The sequence below is a fragment of the Streptomyces sp. NPDC045967 genome (assembly GCF_056430495.1).
In genome coordinates this window covers 34419-56226 of the sequence record NZ_JBWKLE010000026.1, presented here as the reverse complement: position 1 = coordinate 56226, position 21808 = coordinate 34419, and the positions used below count along the sequence as shown (strand labels likewise).

The following is a 21808-nucleotide window of genomic DNA, read 5'->3' as shown; positions in this document are numbered from 1 at the left end:
TCACTACTTGTCTCCTTCTCCGGCGCTGCCGGTGGCGGTCACGGCTAGCGGATCGTTCTTCGGGGCTGGGCCGGTGGTCTCCGTCAGGCGGTAGCGGTACGCGGCCGGTCGCGCGACGACGCGGTCTCGGACCCTGCCTGCCAGGCCGACGTCGAGCAGGATCCGTACGGCGTCGTCGGCAAGGCGGGCCGGTCCTTCCTCCGACTGGTACGCCTTGGCCCAGCCCGGGAAGCGGCGCAGCAGCTCTGCTCCGGCCTCGGCCAGCTGTTCGAGCAGCAGGCCCGCGGGCGTGGCGCAGAGCGGCGCGAGGAGGAGTAAGGCAGCGACTCGGGCGGTGGAGGTGTCGTCGGGGAAGCGAACGTCGGTGGCGATGGCGTCCGGGTCGACGAGTAGAAAGCCCTCCGCCCGTTCCTCCAGGAGGAAACCGGCCTGTTCGACAGAGCGACGCAGGATCTGGCGTCCGGTCAAAGAGGTGACGTAAGCGAGCTCGTCGTCGGCGAGGTCTGCCCGGTAGAGCACGGGGTCGTCGAAGAGGCGGCGCAGCACCGAATGGCGCAGCCTCAGGTTGCGCTGGGCGTCCGTGATCGCGGCTGTCTCGGCGTGCGTGTCGTCGGCCGTCCCGTCGGCAGAAGCGCCTCCGTAGCGGCGCTCCCTGACCAGGTCGGCGAGGAGGTCCTCGAACCGCGCCGGCACCTCCTCCGGGGGCACGGCGAGCCGGGAGGCGCCGACCGGGGCGGCGGGCAGCCTCATGAGCAGTGTGTTGTCCACGCGATAGAGCACCTTCGCCTCCGCGGAGTCGACGTACGTCTCGGTCGTGCCGTCCACAACACGCAGCACGTCGTACGACTCCAGCAGCTTCAGGACGTCGACGAACGCCATACGCTCCGGCCGGCGGACCGGGTCGAACCCCGCCAGTGCGCGGTCGGCCGCCATGGCCTGGACGACGCGGTCGGCGAGCATGCCGATGGTCGTCATCGGCATCGACAGCAGCTCCGCGGCGGTCACGCACAGCAGGACGTACCGTCGGCGGTCGAACGGGGCCCGGCCGGAACGCGCCCGGCGAGCGGGGCGGGAGCCGTCGGGGTTGACGCGGACCTTGGTGAGGCGGGCGTAGCCCCGGCGGGGCTCCACGACCAGATTCCAGCCGCAGGTGTAGTCGAACCAACGAGCCAGCGGGTCACGGCGGCGGCGCACCAGATCGAAACCGGTCGGGTCGGCTGCCTCGGTGAGCAGCGGGCGGGCCAGAAGGAGGCGGATGGCACGGGCGACCTCCTCCCGTTCGGCGGAGGCCAGTTGGTTGGCGAGGGTGCTCATCCTGCGGCCTCCTGCCCCGTGGCGGCGCGGACTGCCGGAAAGGCGATCGCCCCGCCCACGGCCGTGACGTGGATGACGTAGTCCGGTCCTGCCATCGTCCCCTGCACGGTACGCAGTACGGCGGTGCGCCCGTCGGGGGGCGGCGACAGCGCCACCTCCACCCGGCCGTCGCCGGTCGTGGCCCGTCGCCGGCCACCCGCGTCCGGCCGGGCGGCCAGCGCCCGGCCTAGCAGATCGAGGAGACGGTCGAAGGCCGCGGGGTCGAGGGTGCTGAAAGAGGAGAGCCGTACCGGGCCGTCCGTCTCCAGCGCCTGCCAGGCGCGTGCCAGCTCCGCTCGCTCCGCCCGGGCCCGCTCGGCGCGTTCCGCCCTGACCGCCGCAACGTCCCGCACCGTGGCCGTACGAGTGAAGCGTTCGGTCCGTCCGCTGGTCCTCAGCAGGGCCGACACCTGTACCGGCGGCGCCTCGGACCAGGAGTGGGACGAGGGGATCAGCTCCGGGTCCGGGTGGGCGAGGTGGGCATGGCGGGCCGGGCCGAGGCCGAAGGCGGCCGACCACAGCCGGTGCAGGTCCTCCTCGTCGGGAGCCGCAGCGAACCAGCGCGCGAGCTCCCGGAAGTCCTGTACGGCGCTGGAGGGGCGGCGCCGGGACTCGTTGATCCGCTCCAGCACCTGCAGGAGGGAGACGATGGCGCGCCGGGCGATGTCGTGCAGCTGCTCGATCCGGGGGCGCGCCCCGTCGTCCGGCAGGAACCAGGCCCTCAGCCCCGCCCAGCGCGCCCGCCGCCTCTCCAGCCAGCCGGCTGCCGGGTCCTCTCCCGGGGTCGGAGGCAGCTCGGCACCGCGCAGGGCCCGCTCACGCAGCACCGCGATGCCCCGCTCCTCCACGCGGGCCACGGCGGCGGCCACCGTCTCGCCGCGCCGGTCGAGATTGACCAGGAACTCCTGGAGATACGCGACGGTGGCGGCCTTCACCTCACGGAACACGTCCAGATCCACTCCTTCGGCGCGAAGGAGCCTCTGCAACTGGCCGTTGAAGGCCTTGGTGTTCTCCATCAGGCCCTCCAGATGACCCTCCAGCTCCCGCAGGGTGCTGAAGATCCGTCGGTCGGCCGCGGCAGGTTCGCCTGACAGGAGGGTCAGTTCGTCGAGCCGGTCGGCGATCGCCTCCAGCACCGCGGTCTGCAGCGCCCCCGTGGAGGCCAGCACCTCCAGGGCGTGTCGCACCCCGGCGAGCGCGGCCTCGCCCCGGCGGGTCAGCGAGTAGTGCAGGTTGCGCCGCTCGTACTCCTCGGCCGTGCGGTAGTTCTGGGCGTGGTTGTGAACCACGTCGAGGAGTTCCCACTTCACCAGCCGTTTCAGCGTCTCGTGCAGTTCCTCGTCCTCGAGATCCGAGACCCAGCCCACCGCACGCAGCCGCTCCCGTACGCCGTCGAGCCCGAGCGCGGTCTCCAGGTGCTCGCCGGCCACCCCGAAAGCCTCGAGCACGGCGCCGTTCAAGTCGGCCGTCTCCCCCGTGGTGAACCGGAACATCTCCGGCGGAACCCTGCGCATGCTGGTACGTCCCCTCCGCCGCCACCCCTGCGGCACTTCGGCGCCCACGTTAAGGGGCGGTCCGAAATCACGTTCTCGAGTCGCTGTCATCATTCTCATGGCAGTTACGGCCGAGGATTACTCCGTGCTCTCGAACGGGTAGACAAGGCTCTGCGCGCCCCGGATGCCGGAGACGAGTACGTTGCTGCTCGGACGGTAGGGCAGGTGCTTCAACGGCTCCAGGATGATCCGTACGGTGACCGGTGCGGCTCCGGCCTCCAAACCGGAGACGACCACAAGGAAGAAATCGTCGCTTTCGATCGCCCGCTGGAACTCCGCAGGGGTGAGCTGGATCGTGTCCGGCTCGGCACCGCCGTACGTCTTGAGTTCGTAGAACCGGGCCAGCTCGTCCACTGCGTCCGCCCCCAAACCGTGCTGAGCCCTCAGGTCACGCAGCTCGGTCTCGTCCAGCGCCAGAGCCCGGCGTACGAGGTCCAGTGCCGCCTTCTCCTGCTCCACGGCCGTATAGGGACGTGCGGCGGTGCGCTGCTGGGGGACGGCCGAGCCGGACCGGGGCTGGGGCAGGCCGACCGGGCCCTTCTTCGGGGCGGTGCCCGTCGCGGGCCCGGCCCCGGATTGCGGTGCCGTGAGGTTTCCCCGGTCCACGACGAGACGGAGGGTGGCGGGATCCACCAGTCGGCGGAACGAAGCGGGGGGCCGCACGGCGGGGACGGAGGGGCCCCGGCCGTGCGGGATCGCGGGTAGTGCGGGCGCCCGGCCACTGATCGTCGACGGGGCTCCCGCAACCGGACGCCTTTCCCGTCCGTTCGTCCGGCCGCGTCGGTCCGCTTCTTCCCGCATCTCCATGAGCCGGCGATCGCGTTCGGCGACGGCGGCTTCCTGTTCACGGCGGACCTGATCCTCCGCGAGGCTAAGGTCCACGGCAGTGCGGCCCCGCTCCGCCCGGTCACACGCGGCGGTCCAGGCGAGGGCCGCCGCCCTGCGGTGTCCAGGGAACTTGGTGGCGATCGAAGCACCGCCCGCAGAGGGCCGGTTCACCGCTGACAGGTCACGGACGTACAGGGTGCTGGAAGCCCAGTCGACACCGGCGTCGACGGATACTTCCACCGGAGTACCGGACAGTTCCACCCGGCAGATCAGGTCCGGTGCCACGCTCACCGTGAGTGTCGCGAGTCCGTCCCAGGAGCCGTCCAGGCCGCGGGCCACCTCCGGGGCGTTGCGTTGCAGGTCCTCGCGCAGATGGGTGACAGCCGCGCGGACCAGTTCCGTCGCGTCCGGATCGTGCGAAGCGACAGTGGAGCTGTGCACACTGAGTTGCTCCACTCCGATCCACGTGAGGCGCAGGGCCCCGGCCAGTGGACGGAACTGATCCAGCTCTGCTCCCGGCCGCCACACGGCGTGGTCACGGCCCAAGCCGTCGGCGACCATGGGGTCCTCGACCGCGTACACAGGCCGCTTGCTAAGCCATCCCTTGCTCGTGACCAGGGGAAGTCTTCCCAGCCGCCCGGCTGTCAGCTCCTCCGACCGGACGGCAGAGGGGCGACGGAGCATCTTCAGGGTCTCCAGGACTACCGATTGAGTGGTTCCCTCCGGAACGTTCCGTCGCTCCCTCCTGTCCTTCTGCGCCAACTCCCTGATCACCTTCACAGCGTCGTCGACGGTCGGCCGACGCGCCCCGAGCCGCGCCCAGAACGCCTCGCCACCAGTGAACACGGGAGCGAAGGCCCGTGACGCTCCGAACAGTGGCTCGCCGATGAGGCACTCGCCCGGGCGCCGCCAGCCGGAGTTCGTGAGGACCAGCCCTTCGCCTGTGGTGAAGGCACGAAGGACTTCACTGAACGGCATCTCTCCTGATCCGCCCGAAGTCCCCCTTCCGGTGGCACGCTCGGCCAGGGCTTCGTAGACGATCATTGCGGCGGGGGCGTTTCGTTCAGCCCCGTCCTTCTCCTCACGACGGAGCCGCCGCAGGCACTCGACGAGATCGCGGGTACGGGCGTCTCCGACGACGTCCAGGGCTCGGAGTACCTCAGTACGCCGCCGTGCCTGCTCCTGGATGTCCGGGTGCAGGAATTGGGCGTCCCCGTCCCCGTAGACGGCCACGGTGCCCGCGGTGCGGGTACGGAGCCGGAAGGGGCTGGACGGAGTGCCGTTCCGATCGTCCAGCCAAGCCACCTCGCGTAGTTGCCAGAGCCACAGGGCGGCCGTCCGCCCTCGGTCGTGCCATGTGTGGTAGTCGAAAGCCGCACCGACCTCGGCATGTTCGGAGAAGCGACTCCATGAGCGGCCGAGTACGTGGAGAAGCGCGGCCGCCCTGCGTCGGCGACGTGCAGAGTCGTCGTCCTTCGCGATATCGGTTGCCACGGCATACAGGTCGGGGCAGTCGTAATCGTTGAGGGTGTAGGTCGCGCGAAGAGCCTCCAGCGCTTCCGTGCGCGCCTTCGAACCCGAGGCGAAGGCTGAGGGAAGTCCTCTGGCGCCTCGTTCGAACCGCGAGTGCTGTCCAGGATGACTGCGCGGCCGGGGAGCCGTCTCGGCACCAAGCAACCGGAGAAATCTCAGGGCTCCGATGCTGCCGCCTTGCAACACCTTGGCGTAACGCGATCGCAGCCACGCCGGGCCGGAAGTCGAGCCGGCGGCGAAGGCGAAGCTCTCGTCGTGCTCGGCGCTGTCCAGCCCGGACGGAAGATAGGCCCGAGCGGGTGCGATCTCCACGTCCTCCCGCGCTCCATCGGTGGTGTAGCGGTGGCCTTGGAGCCGCACTGCCAGCCCGACCTTCCTGCCCCACAGCTCACGGCGGCTCTCCGGTACGTGTGCGAAACCGTCCCGCAGCGCCACGAGCTGCTCATCCGTGAGGACAAGCCCAGCTCCACCTCGCGCACCCCCGAAGTCTGCGAGACGCTGAATCACCGCTGCCGGGTCGTCGTCGTTGAGCAGTACCCCTTGCTTGCCGAGCCATTCCCGGACCGACCGGGCGTCGTCGGTGTCGGCCAGAAAGTCCGGGTGGATCTCACGGGTGAGCCCCAGTTCGAATCCCAGCCCACGAGGAGTGGCGGCGAACAGCACGGGTACAGAGCCGCGCATGCCGTACTGCGTACCGGAACTGTCCACGAGCCAATCACGTGACGACAGGAGGCCGCTCCAACCCGCTTCGATGACTCGCGCGACCAGTCGGACCGTCGCTCGTGGTGATCGACTCCCGTCGCCAAGGAGGTCCAGCGTGTCGTACACCTCGACCCGGGCCGGTGCGCCGACACCGTTCTCCTCCCAATCCGACAACACCTCCCGCCACCTGCCGTCCGGGTCTCGCATCGCTCCGGGCAGCGCGGCGGGCACATCAGCCAGACGGGCGACCTCCTCCTCGGTCACGGCACCTTCGAGTTCTTCGTCCTCCACGGCAAGCGATTCGAGATCGAGGAGACCCTCCCCCGGGACCTCCAGGAGCAGCTTCGCGGACACCAGACGCCGGGCGTGGTCGAGCAACCGCTGTTCCATCGCAGCAGCCGGATTGCGCCCGTCACGGACGTGATCCGGCAGGGGAACAGCACTCCAGGCGTTCACCGGATCCTGCCGGAACTGCCGCAGAACGGCTGCCGTCCACAGATCGGCCACCAATGGAACGAGCGCACGGTTCCACGGGGTTTCGTCGAGCGCCTGCCGGCTGGCGAGCGGGTCGAACTGCGCACTCGTCCAGAGGGCCGGCCCGATCTCCTGAACCGGCAGACCGACGTGGATCCGTCCGGGACCGCCGTGTCCGAGCGGGAGGGCGACGGCGAGAGTCGTGGTGGGTCCGGCAGCCTTGTGCGCCCTGTCGATGCCCGAGGGACTGGGCACAGTGGTACGGCACACCAGCCATCGAGTCCCAGTGGCCGCACGGGCGAGGTGGGTCCCCACCTCTGCCGGTCCACCGCCGACCTCGGCCTCGAAGCCGGGTCCGGGCTCCCGGGATAGAGCGAGCCGGTGCCGGACGCCGCCCTGCGTATCCAGGTGCGTGACGTCGGATACGTGGTCGAGGAAGAGCAGCGCGCCGGAGGTCCAGGCAGCGAGCCACCCGTCGACGCTCTCCGCGTCGAGCGCACCGGGTGCAAAGGGAACGCGGAGCACGGTCCAGGCATCGTCCGCGAACCAGTCCGGTACGACGAGCGGTTCGGCGACGGAGACATAGGGATCGCCGATGCGCACCCGGTAGTGGCCACTGTGCACTTCCAGATGGGGAGAAAGCGACTGCAGCGTCATCAGCCCGATGCCGAACCGCCCTGTGGATTCGGCTTCGTCCGCCTTGCTGGACAGCCACGGCATGGCCAGGGCCACTACGTCCGGCAACCGCACCGGGGCACCGTTATGGGCAACGAGAAGGTCTCGCTTCCTGGTGAGGATGCGCACTTCTGAGGCGCCGAGATCCTCCGAGTTCTGCACGATCTCGGACAGGCCCTGCAGTGGATCACTCGAAAGGTTGCCCGCGTGGTCCCGGGTCCGGCCGAAGGCGTGGCGAACCATCCCGGGCAGTGTCGCGAACCGTTTGCCCAGGTGCTCGACGGCTGCGGCCGTCGCTTCACCGCCCTCCGGCTCCGGTACGGCGTTCGCGTCCCGCATTTCCTCCTGATCGAAGATGCGGTCGGCGAACCCGACGGCCCGCGCGGCCGCCTTCGTGTCACGCGTTCCCATGTGCCTGGTCCTCGTCGTCCTCATCGGTGTCGAAGTCGAATGCGAGCTGCCCTGGGCCGTCTTCGACGCCGGTCCCTACGATCGGCCCCGCCGTCGGGTCCACCGCCTCCTCCTCGTCGTGCGGCAGCGCGTACTCGTCCGCGAGCCGTGCGAGGTGAAGAGCGAGCGGCAGGCCGAGCACGTCCCGGTAGTCGTCCTTGCAGATGCGCTGTTGGTGGACGAACGCGGCCCATGCCTCGGGGTCGTCGCCGGGCTGAAGGCAGGCCAGGGTGAGCTCCAGTAGCTCGGGGTTCCACGCGTTCACCGTCGGCCGGTGGGCGCTCCGGCCGGCGGGGTTGACGTGAGGGGTCAGCTTCGCGTCGTCGTTCGTCAACTTCGTCTGCGTGCTCGCCTTGTCCGCCGTGCTGTAGAAGACGCGGCCGGGGGCTCCGGGCTCGTCGGGCACCCACAGTCCCATGCCGAAGCCGCCCCGCTGTTGCCCGGCCAGCTCTTCCTCGCGCTCCTCCCGTTCCGCCCACCACTGGGGCGTCTCGTCACGGCCGCTGTCAGCGACCCTGACGACCCGGAGGTGCTTGCCGTAGAGACCGATCCGCTGCGCGGGACCCCCGTCGAGGCCGATCCGATCCACCTCGAGACCACCGTTGGTGAGCCACGGCCAGCGCTTGCGCACGTCCTGTGCGTGGGCCAGGACCAGGGTCGGCGTGCCGCGCAGGCTCGCCAGGGTCCTCCTGATGAAGGCCGCCGTGACTGCCGACTGCTGCGCCGAGGTCCTCAGGTCATTCCCCCGCACTCGTCCTGTCAGGGTCCGGAGCAGGTCCGGGTAGGGCATCCACTCCGAGGCGTCCGAGGTCCGTCCGAGAACACACGGTGCGTCCGGCCGGAGCAGCACGGCGATCGGGGTGAACTGTGCCCTGCCCGTGGGACCGTCGACCCGGCGCTCGACCAGATGGAAGGCCACCTGGTTCAGTCCGGAAGGGATGCGATCGCCGAGAGTGTGCTGGGGCACCAGGCGCATCCCGGTCTGACGGAGGCCGTCCGCCCAGGCCGCTTCGGCCCGCAGGGCGGCGTCCTTCTCGGCGTCAGCCTTGTCCATCGCGGTGTCCAGGGGGCGGATGAACTGGGTGACCAAGCCTGCGTCCGCGTACCCGAGCCGGATCGCGTACTTGGGGTCGGTGCGCCTCGCGGGACCCTGGAACGCTTCACTTCCTTCCAGCTCGACAAGGGCGATCCGCGCCCCGGGCACCTGGGCCTTCAGACGGGTCATCGCCTCGGCGACGCGTCCGCGCCGCTCACGGATGGCCTGGTCGTGTTCCTGTCCCGCGCGCGGCGGCCGGTCCTCCGCTCCAAGAGGGGATCCCAGCTCACCGAGCGGGTGGGCGTGGAGCCGCACGGTGAGCTCCTCGGCCTCCCACACCCATGTCTCCGGCCCCTGTTCACGCCGAAACTCCGTGAGTCCGAGCGTACTCTCGGCGGTGGCGGCGAGCCGGTCCCGCTGGTCGTCGGTCTGGTGGACCAGGAAGCCGACGAGGTCGGTGCCGTCCAGCGTCGCGGCGAGCGCCGCACGTCGCACCCGTGCGTTGTCCGCAGCGGTCCGTTCCGTCCGCTCCAGGAGGGCGGCGAGCTCTTCGGTGGTGGCGTTCTTGGGCATGGAGGGCCGCTTCGTGAGCTGCCTGACAGGCGGGCGACCGTACCGGCTGCGCTGGAGCTTCGGGGCGGGGACGAACTCGGGGGCCAGCGCCTGCTCGGCCCACTCGATGAGACGGCGGCGTTCGCTGGGCATCAGTCCGGTCCCGATGGGGTGCCTGCCCATGGCGGCCTGGTGACCGACCGCCAGCCTGATGCCGTCCTTTCCGTCCCCGATCCAGTGGTCGGCCTCCTTGACCAGTCGATCCACCGACGGGAGACCGTCGAGCGCGGCGACGGCGGCGAGCATGCCGCTGGGGCCGCCCTGCCTCCAATCCGTGGTGCCGTTGCGCCACTGCAGCATGGCAACCGAGAGTCGCCGGGACACCGGTGCGTCCGGCACGAGCGAGGTCTCCGGCAGTAGGTAGACCGAGACACCCTTGCGGAAGGGCATCCAGACCTTTCCGGTGACGAACCGGCGGATTCCCGCGCTGAGATGAATCCGAGGAACCGGTGAGAACGGAACGGTGCGCACGCCGACGCGGAGGGTGGCCGCGTAGTACGACGGCTTGCGCTCGCCGCTCCTACCCGTGGGCCGGTATTCGATCGGCGGCCACGACATCAGTTCCGCGCTGCTGCTCCCGGCGTCGTACCCGCCGCCGGCGCCGGCGACCTGGTGGAAGGTGAGTTGCCGGCCTCCGTGCTCGTAGGCACCCTGACGTGCGATGCGTGCGGCCAGTTCGTCGGGGAGCAGTCGGTACACCAGACGGGTGGGCTTGGCGGTGCCACCGGGAGAAGGCTGCTGTTCGAGCAGGTCGATGGTGTCTGCGCGCCAGGTCAGGCTTCCGGTGTCTAGCTCGCGGAAGCACTCCGCGAGCAGACGCCGTGCGTCCGGAGCATCGGGATCGCGGGGGAGGTTCCTGAGCCAGGTGGCGGCGTAGAGGTTCGTCACCGGGGCGGGAAACGGCTCGGCGCAGTAGAGCCAGGGGGAATCCGTTCCGAAGGTGGCGTTGGACGCTACGGTGACGACGTCCGGGGCGGTGGTACGGATCAGCTGGTTGATCTCCCGGGTGGGGATGCGGTGTGGACCGTGCCATCGGCCCTCCGGCCGACCATGGTCACGCAGCCGGCCGAGCGGCTCCTCCCAGTGAGCGGGCAGCGAGAGGGTGTGCCGTAGGACGGGGAAAGGCCCCTGCGCCGGGTCAGGCATGTACGAGGCGGTCCGTACGTGCTGGTACGCCATCTGGTGGGTCTCCTCAGATCGGAGGGAGGTGCGGGAACAGGTGTGGGGTGCGGACGGGCGGCCGCGGTCTCAGCCCATGTCGACGAGGGCGCGATAGAGCGGCTCGTACAGTTCGTGGACGAGTGACTTGTCGATCGGAGAGGGTTCCGGCGGGGCTTCGGCACCTTTAGCGACGACGTCGGGCTCGTCGAAGTAGGGGGCCAGCACGGCGCGCATGCTCGCCAGCAGGCTGGTGTCCGGGGTGTCGACAGCCTCGAATCCCGCCTCGCGGGGTGAGAAGGCGGCGTCCACGAAGGCCACCCTGGCGGGCACACCACCGCGTACGAGGCGGCCGATCACCTGCCACATCACGACCAGCTGGTCCCAGGTGAAGGCGACCTTCTCGTCGTCCCGGAGGCTGGACCAGGCCATTCGGCGGGTGAGGTACCGGTTCCACTGGCGGCGTGCGCGACTGCGGAACCCGATGGCGGCCTGGTGCGGCGTGGCAGCCGCGAGCGTCGCCTGTGTGAAGACCCTTCCGGTGTCGCGGAGCTGGCGTACCGCCCAGTCGTTGATCGACTGGATGGCGAGGGCGATGTCGTCGGGTCGCGGGTGGGGCCGGGCGAGGAAGTAGACGCTGCCGATCGCCGCCTTGCCCGTGCTCAGCACGATGTTGTGCCCTCGTTCCACTGCGAGCAGTGGCGCGACCAGGAGTTCGCCGCCGGTCTTCGCGAAGGAATGCACGTCGCCTCGGGTGAGGGTGTGCACCGCGGGGTCCTCCGGCATCCGGGCCCAGGCGGTGTCGGCGTCCGCGTCGTCCGAGACGAGCTGGACGACACGGCCGTTCCACTCGGGGATTCCGTTGAGGTACTCGGCCGCGCGCCGCGCCTCGTCGTAGCTGCCGACGAGGAGCAGGATGCGGCGTCGATCCTGGTCGGGGATCTCGTCCAGCTCGGTGTCGAGCATGCTCGATGCGCCGGGCAGGCTGCGGTCAGGGACCGCGAGCTGCCGGAGCATCTCGACGAGCGCCTGGGGCCGCTCCTTCGGAGGGCAGCCCGACAGCCGCAAGGGCCGCGGTCCTTCGCTGCCCGGCCAGTGGAGGAACTCCTTGCGGAACTCGGTGCCGAGGACCGCCTCGACCTCCTCGTCCCGCGGGCGAAGCACGGCTCCTACGTCGGCGTGCAGGTGGTACCGGCTGGAGGTGCCGGCCCAGCTGGTCGCGGACATGAGCAGGACGTGGGGGGTGGGTCGGCCGTCCACCCGGCACAGGTCGCCCATTCGCATGAGGAGTTCGCGCCCCACGCCGTTGCAGTGGAAGAAGCGCAGCTCACCGCTGCGGTCACCGTCGCGCTCCGAGTCCGTGAGGCGGAACTGGAAGCCGAGGACGTTGCCCATCGGTGATTCGGGGATGACCGCCTCGTAGTCCTTCGGAGGTCTGCGGGAGAGGACGTTCGACGCGTTCTCCAGGTGGAGTGCGGCCTCGACGCGCGGCCACAGGATGGTCATGAAGTCGAGTCGGCTGTGGAGCGCGGCGAGGAGCAGGGTGAACTCGAAGCGTCGGGCCTGTACGTCGATCCGGTCCAGGGCTCCGGAGTCGTGGCCCACGACAGCAGTGAGGGTGGATCGGAGCCGTTCCCGGGTGCGGGCGCCCTGGGGGGCGTGGAGCAGTTCAAGGGTCAGGTGGACGAAGGTGTTGACCAGGGGGGTCACCTGGTCGCCGTCACCCGTGCTCTCGTGTTCGTGCAGGGGGTCGTCCCGGAAGCGCAGCAGCGCCTCGTCCAGCAGCCGCGCTGCGGGCGGTGGTTGGTCGCCCGCTTCCCGTCCGGGGAACCAGCTGTCGATCAGCAGGGTGTGCAGGGTGAACGCGCTGAAGTAGTCGACGCTGATCCACTGCCTCAGCTCCCCGTCCTTTACCAGGAGCGAATAGAGCCGGTCGGTGGCGGCACTCACGGTGTTGACGGCGTTCGTCCAGTCGTCGACGTCGCGTTCGGACAGCTGGAGTCGCCCGTCTCGCGCCATCTGCTGGAACTTGTGGACGGCGACCTCGTCGAACCATGAGTTCGGGTAGGTGCCGACGAGGGTGCTGGCCGGGGCGAACACGGTGTCGAGCTGCATCTGCACGCGGTCCGCCTCATCGACGATGATCACGTCGCTGAGTCGGCAGGCAAGTTCCAGGTAACGGATCTGCTCGTCGTGCTGGTGCTGGGGCACGGAACTGTGCACCAGCCCGGCGGGGGTCGCAACCCAGACGCGGGCGTCGACGAGGTCCCGGGCGCCGCGATGTCTCGGGCAGCGGTTCCACAGCGGGCACAGCCTTCGTTGAGGCTTGGGGCGCGGCCTTCGGCCGGCCGGGTTCTCCGCTTCGACCAGTGGATCGTCGGGGGTCTCTTCCTGGTCCACGGCGGGGTACAGCCCGAGGCACGGGGCTTCCCTGATGCCGAGGGGCCTGCGTGCCTCCATGCCGCGCAGGACGTCCACGGGGCAGGCGCTGCTCAGGTACGCGAAGCCGGGGTGGTCGTGTCCCAGCATGGTGTCGGCGCCCGCCACCGCGGTGCGGCGGTGCAGGCGTCCGATGTTCCGCTCTCGCGTGGAGTGGCCGAGGATGGGTGCCGCCGCCACTCCCAGCCGCTTGAACAGCTCCACGACGGCAAGGGTTTCGGCGACGTCGCCGACCACCAGGGTGACACGGCGTGACGTCCGGGTGACCAGGTGGTAGGTGAGGATGTCGCGGAGGGTCGACTTGCCCGCACCGACCATGCCAACCATGTGGAGCAGCTGGTCGATCCTGAGGCGCTCGCCCCGCGTGAACCGACCAAGGGCCTCGTCCCGGACGAGTAACCGGACACGGCTCAGTCGACCGCGCCATCCGCTTCGGGAGCCGCCGATGACCTCCTCCTTCGCGTCCATCGCTGCGGCCGCCGACTCGAGTTCTTCCCAGGTCACGTCCACGGGTTCCCCTCGCCCGGCGGGTGCCGCGTCGAGGGCGTGCGACCTGGGCACGGCGCCGAACAGCAGGTCGTCGGTGATCTCGACCGAGTGGAGCCGGTCCTGGGCCCGGAAGGTGTGCTCGCCCGACCCAGCGAGCGGAACATGGCGGGTCGCGAACTCGGGTCCTGTGGTGAGCAGCTCTTCGAACACCTCGAAACGACGCGCTGCCCGGGCGGGTACGCGTTGACGCGGGACCGCGTCGACGCTTTCGAGGTCGTATCCGCGCAGCTGCTGCGGCACGCGTAGGTACGACTCCAGCGCTTCAGACCAAGCGTGTCCGCGTCTGAGGACCCACAGGTGGTGGCGGGCGCGCAGGATGCGCAGCCGCTGTTCGTCGGAGCGGACGTCCCCGAGCGCTTCGCTGTGGGGGTATCCGCCGAGGAGGGGCCACACGTCGAGTGCGGCGCGCGTGGGCGCCACGCTCTGCAGCAGATAGAGGCCCAGTTCGACGTCGAGGAGATCGGCGACCCGGAACGCACCGAGGTCATCCGGCCATACATCGGTGAGCTGGCGGGAGCAACGACGGTGCCAGCTGCTGCGATCACGCATCGTGGTCTCCTTGGCGGCGAGGGGATCCGGCGGCTTCCGTCCGGTCGGCGATCTGCTCGGCCACGAGACGCAGGAAGGTCCGGTCGTCGAGCAGGGTGATGTTCCCTGCCAGATCTTCGGGAAGATTTCGGCGGAACTGTCGTCCGTACGCCTCGTTCTCGCGGAATCGATAGCGGGGCACGACCAGGAAGGCTCGGTCGAAGGGCGGGTCGGCCCGGAAGCGGGTGAGTGTGCGTGCGAGCAAAACCGGGTTCACCCGGTCCTTGACGTCCACGGCCCAGTACCGGCCTCCCGGCAGCGGGACGCGCAAGTCGTACGCGTCGAACTGGGGCCACATCTCGGCGTCGATGCCGAAGCGTCTCTTGAGGGTTGACCCGATGTCGTTCTCTGCCAGGCCCGGACTGGTGACGAACATCCGCAGGGGGCGGCTGAGCTGGTGGAGCCCGCTGCGGTCGGGACGTACCGGAACGGGGACAGCCGCGGTGGCGTCACGGCGGCAGCGGTCCAGCTCGCAGCGGTGACCTCCGCCGGGCAGTGGCACCATCAGGCAGCGGCAGCGTCCGCACTGCTGGTACCCGCCGTCGCGTCGATAGGTCGCAGGGACGGGTTCGTAGCACTGTCTGATGACGTGGTGGAGCAGGAGTCCGCACTCCGGGTCCCCGCCGAGCAGGGCGAGCTCCGCGCCGGTGAGCACGGGCCGGGTGGTCAGCAGGGACCGGAAGGCGGTGTACGCCGCAGGATCGCCTGCTGCCCGGCATACGGTGAGTGCCTCCAGCATGCGCTGGTTCTCGAAGATCTCCGCGGCGGGGTCCGCCGCATCCACCTCCCACTCGAGGCAGAGCTGGTGCGGCAGTCTCGTCTGGGGATCCACGAGCGTGCCGGCGGCCCCACGGGCTTCGGGAGGCAGGTCCAGCGGCCAGCCCGTCAGCGGTCGTTCGCAGGCCCAGCGCACCATCTCGGGAATGCTGCCCGGCGGTTCGACTCCCTGTCGCAGGCAGTGCAGGACGAGTCGGTTGTAGGCGTTCTGGACCTGGGCCGGATAGATCGGGTGGGGCACGCCGCGCTGCCGGGACAGACGGACCAGCGCACTGGCGATCTCCCGGAGCAGGGGTTCGTCCGAGCCCGCGGACGGTCGGGAGACCAGGCCGGATCGGGCTGCCCCGGAGTTCGGTGGGGTCTGGGTGATCATGCCTTCTCCTCCGCGTCGGCAGGGGCTTGGGCGCTCGGGCACCACCGCGAGACCGGGCACTGGTGGCAGTGCCCGCCCGGCCGTGCCTCCCACGCACGGTCCTCGCGCCAGGGGCCGGCGTACCGTCGGAGCACCGCTCGCGCCTTGGCCAGGCGCTCCGCGTCCATCGGGTCGATGACGTGGGGGTCGGATCCATCGGGACGGAGGACCTCCAGTTCCACCCTCGATCCGGAGGGGTCACCGCCCAGCTCCCCCTGGGCAAGCAGGACGACGGCCAGCGCGAGCTGCGGATACGCGTCCAACGGATCCTTGCCGATGCGGGCAGGAGTGCGGGTGGTCTTGAGCTCCCGCCATACCCAGGAACCGTCCTCCCTGTAGAGCAGGTCGGGTTTGGCCACGACCAGGGCCTGGGCCGCCGTGTCGTGAAACACCCGGGTCGGTTCGCATTCGACCCGCTCGATGGCCCCGGGGAACTGGAAGGGGCACGAGTCCACATGCTGCAGGAGCATGGCGCGGCCCGTCTCCGCCTCCTCGTCCGGGACCCTCCACCGGCCGGCGGTCCAGTTCTCCCCCGGCGGGGGCATGTCGCCGCGCGTGCAGGGAATGGGGCCGGTGCGGCGGTGGAGCGCCTCGACCCAACCGTGCACGGCCTGGCCGAGCTTGGCCGCGTCGCTGTACTCGCCTGTTTTCGGCAGGTGCAGGGAGCGCAGCAGGGACTGCGCAGGGCAGGCGGCGTGGTACCTGAGGTCGCTGATGGACACCTTCCGCAGCGGTAACCGGCGGGAGGGCAGTGCCAGTACCCCCGGAGACCGGGGCACCGCCTCACACCCGGTGAACTGCTTGCAGTCGAAGCAGGCCGCCCCGGGGCGCTCCGGACCGCCCCTGACCACATTCCTCACGTGGGGGCCGCCGTGCGCCTCGTAGTACGCCTTGGCCTCCTCCGCAGTTCCGTCGAACTGAACGGTCCGCGATCCGTCGCCCAGGCCGATCTCGATGATCCTGACCCTCGCGACGGGCCCGGGAGAGCCGTGGATCACGAACTCCTGGTTCCAGCGGCGCGGCCACGCCGCGTCGGCTCCGAACGCCGCGGTGTACGCGGCGACCGCGATCTCACCCCGGCTCGACGCACGGGCGTCCCCGTGTCTCAGCCGCCGGTACTCGCGCACCGTGCCGTCGGCCGACTGGTAGCGGCGCCACCATGCGTAGAGCTCCCAGCGCCGACCATTGTCCTTGCGCACCGCCCAGTACGGCTGAACGGGCACGAAGGCGTCCGGCCCCTGGCTCGTGTACTGCCGCACCGCGTGCTCCACGTAGGTCCGGTGCCCCTCGTGCAGAGCAGGCCGGTGGCCGGACAGGGCTCCGAGCGCCTCGTCCACCGTGGCGCCGCCGAACTCGATACGGTCCAGTGCCGCGCACACGGGACCGAGCGTGAAGGTCTCGTGCTCTTCCCGGGGAAGCTGCGACGGCACCCGCGCCCGAAGTCCTGGCCGGGCCTTCGCCGCGTCGCGGGCCGGGCAGACGTGCGGCTCGTCCGCTCCCCCTCCTGTGCCCGGCCCGATCCGGACCGGCCCCTCGTCCCCCGTCATCCACTGCGGCACACGCCACGGCACGTCGCACGTCATGTCGTTCCCCCTCCCGGCCGAAGCACGGAGTTAGGCCGACCGTCGTGAACCCCGAGGCCGTGCCGCCGAGCGTAGCGCACAACTTTGGAACTCTTTGGAGAACCTTGGAAATCAGAGGGATCGGCGATACAGTGCGCCCATGACCGCATCGCTGGAGGAGCTCGAGGAACGCCTGTCGCGCCTGCGCGCCCTCCTGCGAGAGGCTCGACGCGCCCGCGACAACGCGGCCACCGCCCGCATCCGCGCCGAACTGCGCGAGGCGGAGGCCGCGTGGGAGCGAGCCCTCGACGCCGAGGAGGCGGAGGGGGCCGCGCCACCTGCCGCGGCTCCTTCCTCACCCGCCGGGTCCCCGGCACCTGCCACCACCGCCGGGACCGCATCCTCGTTCCGGCTCCAGGCCCACGGGAAGCAGTCCACCCACGGCGCCGTCCCGGTCCGCGAGCAGGTGCACCAGGCACTCACCCTGCTCGGCGCTCCCGCGTCGCCCAAACTGATCTCATCCGTATACCAGGCCTTCTTCACCGAGCCGCTGGTCGCGACGAAACTCGCCTCGCTCCGTCGCGACGAGGAGAGGTCCTTCACCGCACAGGGCTACGCCCGCCCCTACTACATCTGTGCCGCCCTCACCCACGACCGGCTCACACCCGCCCGCGGTCTCCTCGCCGTATCCGTCTGGCCCCTGGAGCAGCGCATCGTCGGCCCGCTGAGCCCGCGTGCCGACTTCCTCGTCCACGCCATCGGCACCGCCGAGCAGATCCTGCGACTCGACGTCTCCGGACACGCACCCTCCGGCGCGGCCCGCCAACTGCTGCGCCGTTTCGCGCTCAACATCCCCGGTGCGTACGACGACGAGGAAATCGACCCCGAACGCGTGATCTCCGCAGCACGCACGGAGGCCGCAGTGCACCAGGAGGCGGATTACTCCCTGCGTCGCACGACCGCCGACCGCGCACGCGGCCAACTCACAGAAGTACAGCAGCTCTTCGGGGCCCCGCCCCTGCACAATGCCCTGCGTGGTTCAGCCGGCTTCACCATCTGACCGACTACCGGATTCCTCCGGTGCCGCCACAGAATTCCGCGTAAGAAGAGAAGATGCCTCCGCAGCACCCCTCTGCCCCCTCTCCGGGAAGGCTCGCCGTCCTGCGCGGACCGCGACCCCCGCAGGAGTACACGGCACGCAAGATCACCGCTCTCACGGCCAACCCGGCCTGCTCCCGCCGCGCCGTACTCGACGCAGCGGGCGTGGACAAGGCGTTGCTCGCCCAACGCCTGGGCCATGAGCCGCGTTTCGGCCAGTCCCCCTTCGCGATCCGGCGCGAGCAGAGCTTCGAGGCCCTGGTCAAATGGGGCGGCTACGCGGAGCTTATCCGCCTGCTCCGGGAGCAACTCGACGTCCCCGTCGAAGAAGCCGCGGTAGCCGATCTGACCGAGGTGGGCGGCGACGCTTCGCTCGCGATGCGGGCGGGCGAGAGTCGGCGGCTTCTGAACCGCCTGGCGGCCGGCGCCGACGAGCGTCTGATCCTGGACCGCCCCGTCCTGACCCTGGAGGTCGCCGGTCAGACCGCCCACGTGATACCGCAAGCCCTCAGTCACCGCACCGGCGGACAGTTCTACGTGGTGGAGATCCGCTCCTTCCCGGCCATCGACGGCCAGGCGAACCCCTCGGCGGTTGCCCAGACCACGAAACAGGCCGCGGTCAGCGTCCTCGCCCTGCGGCAGACCTTCACCGAACTCGGCCTCGATCCCAAGGCGATCGCCCACAGGTTCCTTCTCATCTGCCCTAAGGACTTCTCCAACCGGCCCTACGGAAAGCTGATCGACCTCCGCCAGGAACTCGACGCCCTGCGGTTCCAGTTATCGCGTCTGCGCCGGGCCGAAGACCTGGCCCACGCCCTCTCTCCCGACGCGACGCTCGACACCGAACGGCCGAAGGCCGAGATCGACGCCACGATGCGGGAGCTGGACGCCAGCTTCACCCCCGACTGCCTCTCGTTCTGCGAGATGTCCCGCTACTGCCGGGACGAGGCCACTGACTGCGCCTCCCCGGCCCGGCTGGGTGGAGTGGTGCGCAACAGTCTTCCCGGCATCGACTCCACCCGGACCGCCCTCCGCCACCTCGACGGCACCAGCGCCCCGGGCCCCGCCGAGGAGGCGGTCATCATCCGGCTGCGGGCCGCCGAACGACTCCGTCGTCTGCGTGGAGGTGCGACCGCGTGAGCGTCATCGCCACGGTGGCCGCCCTGCGGGCATCCACGTCGGAATACGCCGAGCGGCTGACGACCGTGCGCCACGAGCATGTGGACGACACCCCGTTCGTCCTCGTCCCGCTCACCCTCGCCGGCGAGGCCTGCGCGCCACTCGCCGCTCTCGCCGGGACGGATCCCGACCACCCGGCGCTTCTGACGGTTCGCCGCCCCCACGACCGAACCGAGCGCTTCGGCTTCGTCGAGAGCCTCGCGGACCTCCTCCTGCCCTACTTCGAGGAATGCCGCGCCGCGCCGAAAGAGCCGTACACGGTCGGGCGCGGCAAGGACAAGGAGGAGCGGGAGCGACCCCTGCGCGCACCCCAGCTCCTCGTCCCGAACGCCGGGGGGATCACGTACGTCCGGCTGCTGGGCCGTCTGACCCGGCTGCGCGCGACGGATGGTCCGCATGCCGTCTCCCCATCCGTACCCCTGCTCGGAAAGTGGCTGACCTGGTTCGCCGACCGGGCCGAGTTCCCGGATTCCGCCCTGCTCCAGGCCATGACGCGGACCCTCTCCGCCCACTGGGCCACTGGGCAGAGCCCCACCGAGAACGCGAACCTGGCATCCCTGCTCGGCTGGATCGATCCCCCCTCCGGACGCACCGGGGCCGAGACCGCCCGGGAGCGCGAAGACCCTGCGGCGTGGCCGCCCGCCGGGCCGGCGACCGATCCGGTCTTCGACCGCACGCTCGACGAACTGATCACGAAGTACGACGGCGCAACCGGAGAGCGGGCGCGGGACGCCGCCGCTCGCACCATCGACCGCGAGCTGCACGCCCAGATGCTGCCGACCTGGCAGCTGATGTGGCACGGCGTCCGCCTGTTACGCGAGCTTCCCGCAGGAGACCACGTCGCCGAACGGCGGGCATATGACCGGCGTCTGTTCGGCGAGTACGCGACCTACCTGGACGACGACGGGCGCCCACAGGCCCGCCGCGATCACGCGGTGGGGGCAGCCCGCCGCCTCGCCCGTATGGAGGAGGCCCAGGAGCGGTATGACGCCGAGCGCGCGTATGACGATCCGCTGGTGATGGCGGAGTACGAACTGACGGGCGAGGCTTTCACAGGCGTGGTCACGGCCCGGGAGGAAGAGCGCACCATCCCCGGGGCGCGGCCCGGGTCCCCTCTGTGGCGCCCGACGATCACCGTGCACTGCGAAATTCCCGTGTCCATGGCGGTGGGGACGACGGTTAAGTCCCCGGCAAGACCGAGGCAGAAGGCCGAGATCCTAGACGTCGCCCCCGACGGAGCCGGGTCCGCCGTGCTGATCCAGCTGAACGGTGGCTTCGGCAACAAGCGCAAGCCGCCCGCGCCTGAGGGGACCATGGCCGACCTCGGCGAGACGGTCACCTTCACGTCGATCGATCCCAAGAACATGCCGTCCTCGCTCCCAGCCGAGGAGGACACCCCCTGGACCCACGGCGGTCCGCCACAGCCGTACGAACCCACCGACGAGGACGCGGAAGAGGTCTGGGAATGACAGCCACTCCGGAACCCGACAGCGGCACGTCACCCGGCGCCCTCGCTGACCGGGCGGTCGCAGACGTGCTGTCCGGCCTGGACTTAGCCACCGGACGCGGCATCGTGGTCGACTCTCCACCGGGCGCGGGAAAGTCCACGCTGGTCAAGCGCGCCACCGGCCACCTGACATCGGCCGGCCATCAGGTGATGATCGTCGCGCAGACCAACGAACAGGTCGACGACCTGGTCGACAACATCGCCCGGGAGTACCCTGCTCTTCCCCTCGGGCGCCTGCACGCGAACGGCTTCCGTCTTCCCGAGCGCGTGAGCCGACACGCGAATGTACGGGGCAGTAATGAGGCAGACGCCCTCCGCGAGCTGGCGGTCGTGGTCTCCACCGCCAAAAAATGGTCGTACGTCAAACCTGAGAAGTGTGCTCCATGGCGCTGGGCCATCGTGGACGAGGCCTACCAGATGCGGTCGGACGCGCTGCTGGCGACGGCACCGCTGTTCTCCGAAAAGGACTCACAAGTCCTCTTCGTCGGCGATCCCGGGCAGCTGGATCCCTTCGCCACAGTGGACACCGACCGCTGGCAGGGACTGACCTGGGACCCGCTGCGCAACGCCGTCGACGTGGCGCTGGCGCACAATTCCGACCTGCTGCGACACGAGCTCCCGGTCTCCTGGCGGCTGCCGGAGATGGCAGCCCCTCTCGTGCAGAAGGCGTTCTATCCCTTCTACTCCTTCATCTCCGGTACCAAGGCGGCTGACCGCGTCCTCACCTATGGCACCGCACCTCACCGTGCAACACCGTCGGACGCCGTCCTCGCCTGCGCGGCCGGGTCGGGCTGGGGTCTGCTGGAGCTTCCCGCTCGGCACACTCTCGACGATGACCCCGAGGTGGCCGAAGCACTGGCAGAAACGGCGGCCCGGTTGCTGGAGCGAGGGGCGCTGGTGAACGGAGAGCCGCTCATCGAGTCCCGCATCGCGATCGGAGCCGCCCGTACGATCCAGGCGGACTCGGTACGGTCGCGACTGGAGAAGCGGGGTCTCACGGACATCACCGTGGACACCGCCAACCGTCTCCAGGGCCGCGAGTTCGACGTCACACTGGTCTGGCACCCGCTCTCCGGCCGTCAGGATGCCTCCGCCTTCCATCTGGAGACGGGGCGCCTGTGCGTCCTGCTCTCCCGCCACCGCTTCGCCTGCATCGTCGTGGCCCGCGCCGGCATCACCGACCTCCTGGACCGGCATCCCCGCAGCAGCCCGGTCTACCTCGACGTACCACCGAAGTTCCCGGACGGGTGGCGGGCGCACCAAGTGGTCATGGACTACCTGGAGAAACAAGCTCGTCCATAGCTGTAGGCCGCCCTTCAGCTC

General features: G+C 70.1%; 11 protein-coding genes. 4 read left to right on the top strand and 7 right to left on the bottom strand.

What is annotated here, in order from left to right; genetic code table 11:
- Nucleotides 1–3: 3 nt before the first annotated feature.
- From AC07FY_RS30950 to AC07FY_RS30920, 7 genes are all read right to left on the bottom strand, one after another.
- Nucleotides 4–1314, bottom strand: a complete 1311-nt coding sequence (locus AC07FY_RS30950) for a TIGR02678 family protein (RefSeq protein WP_471399152.1) — start codon at nt 1312–1314, stop codon at nt 4–6.
- Nucleotides 1311–2867: a TIGR02677 family protein gene (locus tag AC07FY_RS30945; protein ID WP_479013059.1), complete on the bottom strand. Its 1557-nt coding sequence runs from the start codon at nt 2865–2867 to the stop codon at nt 1311–1313. Before AC07FY_RS30945 ends, AC07FY_RS30950 begins: the two co-directional genes overlap by 4 nt.
- A gap of 117 nt (nt 2868–2984) precedes the next feature.
- Nucleotides 2985–7529, bottom strand: coding sequence for a sacsin N-terminal ATP-binding-like domain-containing protein (locus AC07FY_RS30940; RefSeq protein ID WP_479013056.1), 4545 nt, complete (start codon nt 7527–7529; stop codon nt 2985–2987).
- The gene (locus tag AC07FY_RS30935) at nt 7516–10395 is read right to left on the bottom strand and encodes a pPIWI_RE module domain-containing protein (RefSeq protein ID WP_391955279.1); all 2880 of its coding nucleotides are present in this window, start codon (nt 10393–10395) and stop codon (nt 7516–7518) included. Before AC07FY_RS30935 ends, AC07FY_RS30940 begins: the two co-directional genes overlap by 14 nt.
- A 69-nt stretch (nt 10396–10464) precedes the next feature.
- Complete coding sequence (locus AC07FY_RS30930) at nt 10465–13911, bottom strand: pPIWI_RE_Z domain-containing protein (protein WP_479013052.1); 3447 nt, start codon at nt 13909–13911, stop codon at nt 10465–10467.
- Nucleotides 13904–15100: a pPIWI_RE_Y domain-containing protein gene (locus AC07FY_RS30925; RefSeq protein WP_479013049.1), complete on the bottom strand. Its 1197-nt coding sequence runs from the start codon at nt 15098–15100 to the stop codon at nt 13904–13906. The genes AC07FY_RS30930 and AC07FY_RS30925 overlap by 8 nt, the downstream gene beginning before the upstream one ends.
- Nucleotides 15097–16722, bottom strand: a complete 1626-nt coding sequence (locus tag AC07FY_RS30920; RefSeq protein ID WP_479013046.1) for a PD-(D/E)XK nuclease family protein — start codon at nt 16720–16722, stop codon at nt 15097–15099. Before AC07FY_RS30920 ends, AC07FY_RS30925 begins: the two co-directional genes overlap by 4 nt.
- Before the next feature lie 139 nt (nt 16723–16861).
- On the opposite strand from AC07FY_RS30920, the gene AC07FY_RS30915 reads away from it, so the two are divergent.
- Genes AC07FY_RS30915 through AC07FY_RS30900 form a run of 4 tightly spaced genes read left to right on the top strand, consistent with a single transcriptional unit; the run spans nt 16862 to nt 21787 of the window.
- Entirely contained in the window at nt 16862–17761 is a 900-nt protein-coding gene (locus AC07FY_RS30915; RefSeq protein WP_479013044.1) for a hypothetical protein, read from the top strand.
- 53 nt (nt 17762–17814) lie between these two features.
- Complete coding sequence (locus AC07FY_RS30910) at nt 17815–18939, top strand: hypothetical protein (RefSeq protein ID WP_479013041.1); 1125 nt, start codon at nt 17815–17817, stop codon at nt 18937–18939.
- Nucleotides 18936–20447 carry a hypothetical protein gene (locus AC07FY_RS30905; RefSeq protein WP_423635055.1) on the top strand — a complete coding sequence of 504 codons (1512 nt, stop codon included), beginning with the start codon at nt 18936–18938 and terminating at the stop codon, nt 20445–20447. The genes AC07FY_RS30910 and AC07FY_RS30905 overlap by 4 nt, the downstream gene beginning before the upstream one ends.
- Entirely contained in the window at nt 20444–21787 is a 1344-nt protein-coding gene (locus AC07FY_RS30900; RefSeq protein WP_479013038.1) for an AAA family ATPase, read from the top strand. Before AC07FY_RS30905 ends, AC07FY_RS30900 begins: the two co-directional genes overlap by 4 nt.
- The last annotated feature ends 21 nt before the right edge of the window (nt 21788–21808 follow it).